Source organism: Anaerosporobacter mobilis DSM 15930 (genome assembly GCF_900142955.1).
Classification (GTDB): Bacteria; Bacillota; Clostridia; order Lachnospirales; family Lachnospiraceae; genus Anaerosporobacter; species Anaerosporobacter mobilis.
Genome location: NZ_FRCP01000016.1, coordinates 1 through 12720, shown reverse-complemented (window position 1 = coordinate 12720; position 12720 = coordinate 1). Strand labels below are relative to the sequence as shown.

12 protein-coding genes are annotated in these 12720 nt (G+C 31.3%); 2 read left to right on the top strand and 10 right to left on the bottom strand.

The features are described from left to right. Positions 1-292: 292 nt before the first annotated feature. From BUB90_RS15470 to BUB90_RS15450, 5 genes are all read right to left on the bottom strand, one after another. Positions 293-3070 carry a coiled-coil domain-containing protein gene (locus tag BUB90_RS15470; protein ID WP_073289345.1) on the bottom strand — a complete coding sequence of 926 codons (2778 nt, stop codon included), beginning with the start codon at positions 3068-3070 and terminating at the stop codon, positions 293-295. A 484-nt stretch (positions 3071-3554) separates the two neighbouring features. Next, entirely contained in the window at positions 3555-4511 is a 957-nt protein-coding gene (locus BUB90_RS15465; protein ID WP_073289344.1) for a MerR family transcriptional regulator, read from the bottom strand. A gap of 551 nt (positions 4512-5062) precedes the next feature. Continuing rightward, a complete protein-coding gene (locus BUB90_RS15460; protein ID WP_170865511.1) occupies positions 5063-6136 on the bottom strand; it encodes a phosphotransferase enzyme family protein in 1074 nt (357 codons plus the stop codon). A 481-nt stretch (positions 6137-6617) separates the two neighbouring features. Further along, entirely contained in the window at positions 6618-7271 is a 654-nt protein-coding gene (locus tag BUB90_RS15455; protein WP_073289343.1) for a hypothetical protein, read from the bottom strand. A 156-nt stretch (positions 7272-7427) separates the two neighbouring features. After that, a complete protein-coding gene (locus tag BUB90_RS15450) occupies positions 7428-7994 on the bottom strand; it encodes a GNAT family N-acetyltransferase (RefSeq protein WP_073289342.1) in 567 nt (188 codons plus the stop codon). 733 nt (positions 7995-8727) lie between these two features. On the opposite strand from BUB90_RS15450, the gene BUB90_RS15445 reads away from it, so the two are divergent. After that, on the top strand, positions 8728-9462 hold the full coding sequence (locus BUB90_RS15445) for an Ig-like domain-containing protein (protein ID WP_073289341.1): 735 nt from the start codon (positions 8728-8730) through the stop codon (positions 9460-9462). A 116-nt stretch (positions 9463-9578) separates the two neighbouring features. Further along, entirely contained in the window at positions 9579-10307 is a 729-nt protein-coding gene (locus BUB90_RS15440) for a hypothetical protein (protein ID WP_073289340.1), read from the top strand. 37 nt (positions 10308-10344) lie between these two features. On the opposite strand, the gene BUB90_RS15435 is transcribed toward BUB90_RS15440, so the two are convergent. The 5 genes from BUB90_RS15435 to BUB90_RS23565 form a co-directional block, all read right to left on the bottom strand. Further along, positions 10345-10953, bottom strand: coding sequence for a M15 family metallopeptidase (locus BUB90_RS15435; RefSeq protein WP_073289339.1), 609 nt, complete (start codon positions 10951-10953; stop codon positions 10345-10347). Beyond that, positions 10946-11425 carry a phage holin family protein gene (locus BUB90_RS15430; protein ID WP_073289338.1) on the bottom strand — a complete coding sequence of 160 codons (480 nt, stop codon included), beginning with the start codon at positions 11423-11425 and terminating at the stop codon, positions 10946-10948. The genes BUB90_RS15435 and BUB90_RS15430 overlap by 8 nt, the downstream gene beginning before the upstream one ends. Before the next feature lie 66 nt (positions 11426-11491). Then, complete coding sequence (locus BUB90_RS23570) at positions 11492-11635, bottom strand: hypothetical protein (RefSeq protein ID WP_170865510.1); 144 nt, start codon at positions 11633-11635, stop codon at positions 11492-11494. A gap of 1 nt (position 11636) precedes the next feature. Continuing rightward, positions 11637-12065 carry a hypothetical protein gene (locus tag BUB90_RS15425; RefSeq protein WP_073289337.1) on the bottom strand — a complete coding sequence of 143 codons (429 nt, stop codon included), beginning with the start codon at positions 12063-12065 and terminating at the stop codon, positions 11637-11639. Between the two features lie 344 nt (positions 12066-12409). Then, on the bottom strand, positions 12410-12720 hold a 311-nt coding region (locus BUB90_RS23565), incomplete at its 5' end, for a hypothetical protein (RefSeq protein WP_170865509.1).

Sequence of the window (12720 nt, the reverse complement as noted above, 5' to 3'; positions counted from 1 at the left end):
ACCTATATCTAAGTAACTCTTTCTTCACTTAATTGTATACAGGCTTGATACAGAAAATGACTTCATATTATATCGTACACTACTACCTAATAAATCGGCTCTATTAGCAGAAAACCTCAGAATTATTGAAATTATCAACATTACTGAGGTTAACTGAACTATTATTCTTTACTAGGCGCAAAATTTCATATCCGAGGACTTCAATATAATGACGCTTCCATTCTCATAATCTTGATTTAAATTGTGAGTTTGATTATTTATACACAAAACAGCGGAAAGTCATCTACGAAATCTACTTATTTCTTAATTGGTCAAGCTCTATCATTAATTCAAGTATTGTAGTTTCGTATTCATCCACCATTTTATTTTTCTGTTCTAATTCCGCTTCTAATGTTATATTATCAGTTGATCGGTCATTCGATGGATTTTTCTTCTGATTTTCTATTTCCTCAAGTCTTTTTTCTAACTGGATTGTCTCATCTGTCTTTTTGTTGAGTGTATCCTCAATCCATTTAATTTTTTCTTCTTTTTCTTTTAAAGTTTTTAACAGATTATTATAGACAGATTCTAAATCATCATATCTTTGTGCATAATCTTTTGTTTGGAATGTTTGATCCACAAAATTATCCTGTAATTTAGCTATTGTTTTACCTTGCTCCTCTAGCTTTTGTTCTAGATTGTTAATCTGTGATTCTCTCTCTGCTAAAAGACTGTCTTTATCATTAATTTCTTTATTCTGATTTTCTAGTAAGGTAGCCATATCCTCAAGTTTTTTATCAGACTCAGCATTTACAGATCTTTCATCAGCAATAGTTTTCTCAAGCTGTTCAATTCTATCATCTTCTTCTTGTACTGTAATTTGAAGTTTTACTATGTTTTGCTCACGTTCATTTACATTTCTTTGAAGACTTACTAATATGTTTTCTTTATCGATTAAACGATTAGTAAGATCCGCAATACTCTCTTCCTTCTCATCAAGATACAGTTGTAAGATTTCATTGGTTTCTTTCTTTTCTTTTACTTCCGAATGTAGTTTTCCTATTGAAGTACTTTTTTCATTCAGCTCATTATGAAGGTTTCCGATTACTTCTTCTTTTTCTTCTACACTGCTTTGAAGTTTTACTATTTCATTTCCTTGTTCATCTACACTATTTTCAAGAACTTTTATTACATTTTCTTTCTCTTGCAAGCTGTTTGTAAGATTATTGATGCTTTCTTCTTTTTCTTCCAAATACTGATGTAGTATTTCAATTGTTTCTTCTTTATCTTTTACTTCTGATTGAATCTTTTCGATTAAAGTAACTTTCTCAGCCAGTCCATTCTGAAGAGTTTCAATTGTATTAGTTAGCTCAATTTGAAGAGTTTTGATCACTTCTTGCTTTTCTTCTATGCTTAATTGAAGATGTCGTATGTTCCGTTCCTTTTCCACACCTTGTTTGTGAAGTTCCTCAATATTATGTTCTTTTTCTTCTATTCTATTTTGAAGTTCTATTATTTGATTTTCTTGCTCATGTACACTATTTTCAAAATCTTTTATTACATTCTCTTTCTCTCGCAAGTTGTTTGTAAAATCATTGATACTTTCTTCTTTTTTTTCCAAATACTGATGTAGTATTTCATTGGTTTCTTCTTTATCTTTTACTTCTGATTGAATTCTTTCGATTAAGATATCTTTCTCGTCCAGTTCATTTTGAAGAGTTTCAATTGTATTAGTTAGCTCAATTTGAAGGTTTTTGATCACTTCTTGATTTTCTTCTATACTTAATTGAAGATGTTCTATGTTCTGTTCCTTTTCCACACCTTGTTTATGAAGTTCCTCAATATTATGTTCTTTTTCTTCTATTCTAATTTGAAGTTCTACTATTTCATTTTCTTGCTCATGTACACTATTTTCAAGAACTTTTATTACATTTTCTTTCTCTTCCAAGCTGTTAGTAAGATCATTGATACTTTCTTCTTTTTCATCTACATACTTCTGTAAAGTTTCATTGTTTTCTTCTTTTTCCTTTACTTCTAGATGAAGTTTTTCGATTGTACCATCTTTTTCTTTCACTTCTAAGAATAATGTTTCTAAAGAATCATTTTTCCCCTTTATATCCAAATGAAGTACTTCCAATGAATAATCTTTTTCTTGTATCTTTGCTTGAAGGTTTTCCACTTTCTCTTCGTTTGCTTTAATGTTAGTTTGCAGATTTTCTATTTCTTCTTCCTTTTTCTTTAATTCAACTTTCAATCGCTCATAGCTATCTTCTTTTTTCTCAAACTCATCTTTTAAGCTGGCTAGAGAACTCTCTGTTTCAGAGATTTTATTGTTCACTTCATTTAATTGTTTTTCTTTATTAGTGAGAAGTTGCTGCAATTTCTTAAATTCATTTCTACTGCTTTCTAACTCACTCTTCACACTCTCTAATTTTGTAACAGTTTGATCTAATTCAGTCTGCTTTTCACATAACGATTCCTTTAACTTATTAAGATCCCCCTCTAATGTTTCAATTGAATCTATTTTACTATTTAATTCTGTTGATTTTTCTTGATTCTCTTTTTCTAACGCGTCGATTTGCTCTTTTAGTAAGCTGATTTCTTCCTCTTTATTCGCAAAAATAACTTCAGTTTCTTCAAGGAGTTCGGTTATGTGTTTTATATTCTGATCTTTTTCCTCTAAAATGGCTTTAAAGGATGTAATCTCATTTTCCTTCTCTTTGACTTTTGATTCTAATTCCGTAACTACCTGTTTGTTTTTATTGATAATATCCGTAAGCTTCTCTTTTTCCGAATTAATAAACTCTATTCTTTTTTCAAAACCCGTTACTTCATTTTTAAGATTCGTTATCTCATTTTCTCTTTCACGAACGTACTCTTCAACCTCTACTGTAATTTCGTTATATTTTTGTATTTCATTTTTTAAAAAGGTCACTCTTTGAGATAGTGTTGTAATCTCTTGCTGTTTCTGTATAAGTAAAGTCTTACCTTCCTCATTTCTTATTGTCACTTCTTTTATTTTAATTAGGGCTTCCTTGTATTCTTGCTCAATATCTAATAATCGCTGCATTTCTTGTTTTGAAACTATCATTTATTCACCAAAATCCTTCTGCTTTTTCTGTTGTATGTTTCATTAAAATTCCATATTAATTCAGAAGTTATTACTTCTACTGGTATTATATTATACTTGTTCTATACATCAAAATCCACATTCTTATTGAGATTTCTTTTATTTCCAGAATATATAGTAATTACATACATTAGGAATTCGAAAACTGATAACATCTATTTTAATTGCCAAGAATTCTTACGCTAAAAAATGCATAAAAATATCACCAAACATTTCTGTTTGGTGATATTTTTAGCCATAAGCATGAGACGGAGTTCAAACCATATTTCTATTGTGAAATCACTAAAATAATGGCTAACTACCTCTGATTTACGTACACATAATAGTACCCATATTTTATGTAGTTTGGGGTAACATTTTCCTATATTCTATACCTAGTAAGTATAATTATAATTTTTCAAGTTCCCAAAACAGAAAAAGTGGTATCAGTTACAATATCATCATGTTATTTTACCCTCAACTTAATAGGCACAAAAATTTCGTATTGATTATATCCTAATCCCTGTTTGATTTCGCTTGAGGGATTGACCATATGTCCCATATATGTACGATTACCGTGACGTTCGTCAAGCTCGAAGCCTGTATTTTCGAGCCATTTTATGATTTTTTGGTTGACAATGTTCTGACTCTCCATATCTTCATCAACGGATGTATGAACAGCGTATAACCCGCCCTCAAAGTCAAAGATATCATAACCTCCACAATCTTCATTGGTCGCACCATCTTCTACCATCATCCACCAAACCAGACCACCATCCTCACCAAAAAGGAAATCCAACGGTGCATAGTGTACCCCATGGCGTTTTTTGTCATAATCTTCCCACCAGTTTGGGAAGTCCCACACAGTGGAAAATGTGTGATCCGGTGTTCCGGAGGTCGCCATTTTACATTTCGGTAGTTGAACGATACGTACTTCAGGTGCTTTTTTCAGTTTTTCAGTCACTTCAACTAAGCGGTTCATATTAGCTGGATTGCCCTTGTAGTCTACATTAACAAGTTGATTCTCTATTTCCCTTGCTTTTTCATATAGTAATTTAACTTCTGAATCATTGCCAAAATCAGATTTCTCAATTTGATGAATAAATTCTAAAACAACATCTTTTAGTTCATGCAAAAGAGAAACTTCATCATCAATATCATCAACTTTTTTACCCAACACCTCTAATACAACTTCAGAACCGGAAGTGTCAAAAATACGCTGTATATCTTTAATGCTAATGTTCAACTTTCGCAATATTAAAATCTGCTCCAGTCTTTTTATGGACGTTTCATCATACATTCTGTAAGCATAATCGTCGCTGCGGATACTGTTAATTAGTCCCATATCCTCATAATATCGAAGTGTGCGTGCTGATATTTCATACCTGGTTGATATATCTCTGATCTTAAATAATTCGTTCATATTAACCTCCAATTCATTGTTTTGTTTTAGTATAAACTATTCCCCAACGACAGAGTCAAGAGCTACTTATGATTTATATTACATTATAGTGCACACATTTTATGCGCTAGATGGTTTATGGTATAAACAGAACAACTATTTGGAATGCATCATGCATCAAATCATACTTGTTTTGAAGGGAACTTTATATTTCTCTCATGAAAACAGTATCCATATCCCCCAATAACTTTTAAGTTTATTCATTTTATTATCATTTTTTGTACAAAAAATGACACCACATTATGGTTAACCTCCAAATACTTTTTTTACTATTCAATCTTACCACAATATTACAAAAAAATAAATGAATAAAGCAATGTCATAAAAATAGCAATTATACGGTGCACATATCAGCACAGCAAAAAATCCCTTGAAAATCAAGGGATTTTGTAAGCATGAGACGGGATTGGAATTCTATCCCCTCACAAAAGCACTGATAGAAAGGGACTTTCCAGCACCTCCAATTTTACGTACTCATTTAGGTACTCAATATTAACAGGCTGTAATAAAAACTATATATCTTGTATCTCATACTCAAACGGTTCTTCACATGAGTAAATTTCATTGAAAAATCCCTTGTACGGGATGTCATCTTCCAAGCATTTAATGAGATATGATAGTTCTTCATCACATTCTGGCTCTTCACCACTGTTAAGTATATCCTCAAAAGTATCAACTATGTTTTCCATAATGACTACTTTGATAAATAAAGGTAGTTTCTCGAGTATAATATCTTTGATGTCAGTCTCTGATTTGTATCCCGCAAGGACTGTTTCAAAATAATCATCCATGAATTTTTTGCGTTTTTCAATATCTGGTTCAAATTGTATCCAACCAACTCCGTGTGTCCAGACATTCGCAAGGTCATACATATACCAACAGAAACATGAATTATCGAAATCAAATACAGTTATTTTCCCAGTATCAAAGTCTATCATGTAGTTACCATCGCTGTAATCAAAATGTACCATCCCGAAACATTCACAATTCCTGTCCAATCCCTCTAATGTTTTAAGAAGCTCAAAAAGTTTCTTCTTAAGTAGAGAAAGAGACGGAGGTATCAGTTTATCAATATACTCAATATTGTATTTATCAAAAAAGCTATATCGTTTATGTTCAGGAGTATATACCTTCGATAACTGGTGCATTTTCCCTAGTATTTTACCGCAGTTATAAAAATATTCGTTAATTGGAACACCTTCCCGATATCTATAACTGTTTTCAACAAGCAATTTCCCCTTAGCTCTTTCAAATGCGCAGACAAAAAAACTGTGATTTTCATGGGTAATCTCTTCTAACAGGTTTCCATTACGGGAGCTGATTACATTCGAGACACTACCTCCATGCTCGTATAAATATCGAATATATTCAACTTCCCCCAGAAAATCTTCCCGACTCCTGTCATCTAAGAAGGCAATTCTGATTATTTTAGAAACAGCACCTTCTTTCTCACAATTATAGACGACATTTCGACCACCGTCATGTGCCTTAACCAAACTAATTTTATAGCCATCCAAATCATACAACTCCGATATTTTTGTAAGTAAATATGAATCTCCAATTTTAATAACTTCTCTATAAGTCATAATTCTCTCCTTTTATTTACGGAGAGCTAAATTATTGTCACTCTCCTTGTGTTGTAGCATCTAAAATCTTTTTTCATTAAATTCACCCTTTCAAATATTAGTATCTATTAAAACACAAGGAAACCTTGTGGTGTTTATCTAACAAAGAATAAATAACTTAAGTGCTTATCCGAGAATTATTGCAGATAACTCTATAACACAACCTCAGTAAAATCCCACCATCTTAATAACTAAATGTATTATAACACACTTTATATAGAATGGAAACGTATTCCAATAACGTTATACATCACATTTATGTATGGTTGTTTATGTTTTATTCACCAAATTAGTGAGATAGGTATTAGTATGTCACACAAGAAAAATCCCGTAAAAAAAAGGGGGGGTTATCCACTTCTGATTTATGTACACATAATAGTGCACATATTTTTATGTATTAATAACTGGTGATATCTGATTCAATAAATGTATGGTATCCTAATTAACACAGGGGTTTAAAATATATTCTATTTGCTTTTCCATACTCTTTATTAGCTTTATAAAATTCTAACTCACTTACAATTTTGCTTTCATCACTAATCATTCCAAGTGTTATTACATTTACTTTTTCACCTATTGTATAGAAAAACATTATATATTTATATATCAATTTTAGTTTTCGATTTTGAATATCTAAACCATACTTTGTTACTTCGTGCCCACCTGCAGTAAAAATCCCTGTTGTATTAGCCGCAATGGGATACGCGGTTCCATCTGAACCTATTCCACCAAATCGTGTTACTTCATTGTTGACAGGATAATAAATATCTGTCCCCATTGCAACTTTACGCCCATCTTTATAATTATAAACACCATCCGAGAGCAAAAGAATTGGATAATCATAACCAACTAATTCTATATAAGAGTAATAATACTCTTTTCCTTGGCATTTAAAATTATTTAGGAACGTATCATAAACATCTGTATTTTCAATATCTGTATTTTTAAGTTTTTTATCTTCTTGTATGAATGTATTAACTTCTCTATATGATTTTCTTGTCTTTTCTTCTCTTTTAAATTTATTACTATATAAAATGGCAGCTATACAACATAAAAGTATGACAGAGCTAATTAATAATTGAATTTTTTTATTCATAATAAACACCATATACTTTTTATTAATATATGGTCTGTTTTGATGGATAGACCATATAGACAGTACCTTTTTTTAATCAATAATACTGAACTTCTCACAGTAATATGTGTACACTAATCAGCAAATATTAACACTATATATAACCATAACAAAATCTTATATTTTTTGTAAGTATTCCTCTTTTGTAAGAGAATAATATGGCTCTCCATTATAAAAATCAAACTCTTGTGGTAATCCATGAACAAAATATTGAAACTTGAATCCCAATTTTTGTATTACTCTATTAGACGCAATATTTTCTGGTTTTGCTAAAGCAATAATTTTATTCATTCCAATTGTATTAAAATAATAATCTAATAAAGCATTCATCATTTCAGTAGCATACCCTTTTCTCCAATACTCTTTACCAACTAAATAGTATATTTCATTCTCTGGATAAAAACAGTCAATAGCCCCGAAACCACCCCAGCCAATTAATGCATTGTTATCCTTTAAAAAAATGGCAAAATTATATTTAAAATCGTCATCAAAATTAGTTTCATACAAATCAATCCACCAATTAAATGTTCCTTTGAATATCTCAATAGATGTAACTTTCCAATCTAAGTAATTGAATAATTCTTCATCTTGCATTAATTCATAACACTCTGATAAATCATTCAAAATAAAAGGTCTAATTATTAATCTATCTGTTTCAATTCTCATTTCTTTTACTGAATTCATTATTCTCACCTCTCCTATAAATAACTTTTTTCTATCTTTATTAAAAGTCTCTACTCAAATTGTATTATACTGTAAATTAGTACAACAACCTCAAACATTATTCTAAATTAAAGTTACTCCATTTTTGATTTAAGGGCAGTTATTGTACCTAAAAACCTTTGCGAGTAGATTGTTTGCAGAAGGAATGTCTTTTGAAGAACCCAGTGTTTACAAAGGACATGAAGATAAGGATACTACAAAAGGTTATATCTACAATTACTATGAAATAGAAAAAAATCGCTAACACCTGATTTATAAGGATTAGCGATACTTTTCAAACAAGCACGAGACGGGATTCGAACCCGCGACCCTCGCCTTGGGAAGGCAAATAACAGAGTAAACTATAATAAATCAAAGGTGAACCAATCCTATGTAATTACAGGGTTTGCGAAGATTTCACTAGTCATTAGTTAGGCTATAGAAATGATACAGTTTTACTACAATTCGTTAGAACAACCGTTAGAAAAGAGATTTAACACAATGAATATTTTTTACTACCTCGCATAAGTAATTGACATTTATTGTATTTTGTGGCATTATAACTATGGAGCTTATTTTTATAATGTTTTAGATTATCGGAATAAGAAATAGGAAGGCACATGCTTAACAGCTTGTGTCTTTTTATTGTATCACCTTGAATATTTTGGTATATAATAGTATACTATATACATTATATTACAGGAAGGGTGGAATTATGAAAAAAAGAATTATATCAAGTCTATTAGTATTATTGGTGATAGTATCTTTGATAATACCTAGTAACATTCAAGCTGCTGTTAAGATTAGCAAGACTAGTACAACATTATACACAGGAGAAAAAGTGCAAATTAAAGTAACTGGTACAAACAAAAAGGTAACATGGAAAAGCAGTAAAAATTCCATTGCCACAGTAGATTCAAAAGGTTATGTTACTGCTAAGAAAAATGGTACCGCAACTATTACAGCTAATGTAAGCAGCAAAAAATATATATGTAAAGTTACAGTAAAAAGCAGTACTAGAACGCTAAAAATTTCTACGGAATCATATGATTCTGATGTTATTTTACAAGCAATTCTAGAAGATGTTGACATTGATAACATTACTACATCTGGTAAATACACTCTTGTAAAGTGCAAGGCCAAATCATTAGACAAACAAATAACAAAAATGAAAGATGATCTCGATATTACAATTGATGATCTAGTTTCAAATGGTTCAATATCGAAAATTAAATACAATAAAGATTGTACAAAATTATATATCTACCAAACAACTAATGATCTATCTGAAGAAGATAGCATGAATATGTTAGGACTTTATCTATCATTTCCATATATCCAAATATTAAACGGCGTAGACTATGAGAAAGCAGATGTTTATATCACTAATTACGATAAGAATGGAAAAGTTACATTCTCTGGATACCTTAAAGATTCGTTGAATAGCTAATATTCTATAGGCGCTTGCTTAACTGCTTGTTCCTTTTTATTATTTAATGTATCATGCTTGCATAATTTGGTATATAATAGTATAATATAACATTATATTGCACAAGGAGTGGATTTATGAAAACGAAAAGATTTTTATCGTTATTTCTAGTTTTAGCAATTACGCTTTCCATATTCGGTAGCACTAATATAAACGCGATGACTATCGTTAATTTATATACTGATGATAAATATAACATACAAATTAGCGGTGCAAATAGTACTAAGTGGACAAGCAGTAATAAAAAAGTTGCTTCTATTAATAGTAAAGGTGAAATTAAAGCTATATCTGGAGGAACTACTATAATCACAGGAAAAACAAACAATACTACACTAACTTATAAAGTAATTGTATACGATGAGAATGAATATCTTACAATTGAAAAAGCGCTATATGAAAAAGACTTATACATGAAAGATATTATTAAAAAGTTGAAACCAAATGATTCAATTTATAACGATGATTACTACTCTTTCAATATCAATAAGAAATCATTAGATAGTTATGTAACATTATTGAAGAATGGCCTAAATGAAACAATCGACTTATTAGAAAAAACCATTCCTTCAGTTGATAACATATCATTTAATGAAGATTATCGTGTACTAACTATTTATGGATCTTCTACAGAATTTACAGATACGGAAGAAGCTAACATTTCGGCTCTTTACCTATCTATGCCACATTATCAAATGTTAACTAATACTGATTTTAGCTACCAGGATCTAATCATAAATTATTGTGATCCTTTAACAAAATCAATTAAGAAATCAGTTACTTTAGAAGAAAAGTTATCTAATAAATAAAACTATCCCCCATTGGATTATCCTTTGGGGGATTTTATTATGCTACTAAATTCTTTAGTGTTTCTACGCCAACCTTTCCATCTTCTTTCCAACCTTGTTTCGCTCTGAACTTGTTAACAGCTTTGGTTGTAGCATTACCCCATTTTCCATCTACTGTTAGTTTTGCATTAATCTTTTCATTAAGCAACCTTTGAATCATCTTAGTGATATACGTATTAGTATTAGTTAAACTATAAGATTTAGCGGTCTTAGATACTCCCTTAATCTGAAAGTGAGGACTATCTGGACTAGTGGACCAGTTTGCCCCTGCTTCGAAACCGTACTTAGTCATAATGCTTATAATCTTCACTGTCTCTTTGTCTTTTGCATTCCATATAGCTGTCATTTTACCTTCTACTTTACGTTGTGGCACTACATCTACTGCATTGCGCTGTGTATGTATACTTGTTTGTGTCCATGTAACTTTAGTACCTGGTGCTGTTCTTCCAATGCTATACAAGTAATTTTGTCTTACTTGGCTACGATATGTTTCAACTACAAGAAGATTAATACCAGCAACTTTAATTTCCTCTAGTGCCTTGTTTAATAATAACTGGCATAAAGGATTAAGCTCCGATATATTTCTACATTGATCTATATTACTCATTCTTATCCACCTCATTTCCTATTCCATCAACAATCGATTGTCCTTTATCTTCTACAGTACCAAGTATCTTATCTGCTAGGTTAAGAATGAATTTAGGAACCTTAGTACCCATACCCCTAACATTCTCTAATATGCTTATAAATTCGTTAAATACAAGCCAAATAGAGATCACGATAGCTATAATAAACTTAAGTGGTAGATTAATACCCACGTACTGGCCGCATTGCATAATAACCATATCAATTATCGCACATGCTGCTACTAGCACCCACATACCAAATTTCTTATATATTCCATTTACTGATTTCTTACTTGTATTAGGAACACCAGATACCTTGTTTGCTATTAGTCTTGTAGCATAATCCATAAGATTAAATGCTATCAGTGCTAATACTGGGATAGCTAATACACCCAACCAACTAAACAACAAAGCAAATGCTCCCACAAAAAATGTCTCAAATTTATCTTTCATATTATCTCTCTTTCTCTGCATATGCAGTAAAAAGACGGCACCAGTTACGGTAACCGCCTTCGTGTTCTATTTGTATTGTTCTTCCGTGATTAGATCCTCACAGCCTGCTAACTTTAATTCTTTAGCTACTTGCTTTTTAAGTCCTGCAGGTACATCATTAAAAGTCTTATCTAATGCAATAATTTTATTCGCCCACAATAACGCTACCATACTATTCACCACCTTCCTTTGCAGTTTCTGTTGCATATATAACTTCACTTAATTCAAGAATACAACCTTCTGTAAGTGCAACTCTTTGTTCAAGAGCTACCTTGTCAGCTTTAAGATGTTCATTCTCAGCCCTTAATTCTTCGTATTTCTGCTGTAGATTAGGCTGATTTAGTGTTATCGTATATTCGCCTTCGCCTACTCCGATTGTTGGTTGTAATATCGTATATCCAGTGTAGTTATGTGTATAAGGCACTTGTCCATCTGATTCCCTTGTATATGTAATTACATTTGTATTATCTATATTTGACAGTAAGGCTTTTATTTGTTCATACGTCAAATCAGATGTAAATGTAATTGTAAGTGATTCTGAATTTTCAAGTATTCGTTTTGGTGTAACATTTGTGGTTCCAAACGTGATTTTTTCTGTCAAAATATCACTCCTTTCTTACGAACATTAGTTCGGTAAATTAATAAATTTAGATGACAAAATAAGCCGTGCTACGGAGGTCATTTCATCTACTAACGCAAATGATTTTAAAGGTGGTGTACGATTTGGGTACGGAGACAATATTGTTAATCACCCATATACAAGTGGGTTTATTGTATCGATGTCTCATGCGTGGGCGGACGCTGGTATACAAATTGCATATGCAACCGACTTTGGCTCTGCTATTTTAAAACCATGTCTACGTTCGTATTTAGGTAATACCTATTCTCCATGGACTTATTTCGATGGAACTATAAAAACAACATAAATAGCTATTTATTAAACCATTATACTATTGTTCCGTCAACGCTAAACCATGCTCCTATCGAATATAACGATCCAGCAATATAGCTAGAGTGGGTTACTTCAAATATGACAGATCCAACTTCTGTTACAACAATTGTAACTGGTACATTACCATACGTTCTGTCATAAAAACCCAAGCTTCTAGTGACAGTAACAGTTGGTTTTGTGCTATATGTTAATGGGAATGAAAATACACATTCACACTTTCCACTCGTTCTACATGCGCCAATCAAATACACATAAGAATAATTAGCAGAATTAAATTTACTTTTATTTAGTAAATTATTATTTA

Coding starts and splice junctions, on each gene's coding strand:
- BUB90_RS15470 (WP_073289345.1), bottom strand. CDS start 3,070: ATGATAGTTTCAAAACAAGAAATGCAGCGATTATTAGATATTGAGCAA.
- BUB90_RS15465 (WP_073289344.1), bottom strand. CDS start 4,511: ATGAACGAATTATTTAAGATCAGAGATATATCAACCAGGTATGAAATA.
- BUB90_RS15460 (WP_170865511.1), bottom strand. CDS start 6,136: ATGACTTATAGAGAAGTTATTAAAATTGGAGATTCATATTTACTTACA.
- BUB90_RS15455 (WP_073289343.1), bottom strand. CDS start 7,271: ATGAATAAAAAAATTCAATTATTAATTAGCTCTGTCATACTTTTATGT.
- BUB90_RS15450 (WP_073289342.1), bottom strand. CDS start 7,994: ATGAATTCAGTAAAAGAAATGAGAATTGAAACAGATAGATTAATAATT.
- BUB90_RS15445 (WP_073289341.1), top strand. CDS start 8,728: ATGAAAAAAAGAATTATATCAAGTCTATTAGTATTATTGGTGATAGTA.
- BUB90_RS15440 (WP_073289340.1), top strand. CDS start 9,579: ATGAAAACGAAAAGATTTTTATCGTTATTTCTAGTTTTAGCAATTACG.
- BUB90_RS15435 (WP_073289339.1), bottom strand. CDS start 10,953: ATGAGTAATATAGATCAATGTAGAAATATATCGGAGCTTAATCCTTTA.
- BUB90_RS15430 (WP_073289338.1), bottom strand. CDS start 11,425: ATGAAAGATAAATTTGAGACATTTTTTGTGGGAGCATTTGCTTTGTTG.
- BUB90_RS23570 (WP_170865510.1), bottom strand. CDS start 11,635: ATGGTAGCGTTATTGTGGGCGAATAAAATTATTGCATTAGATAAGACT.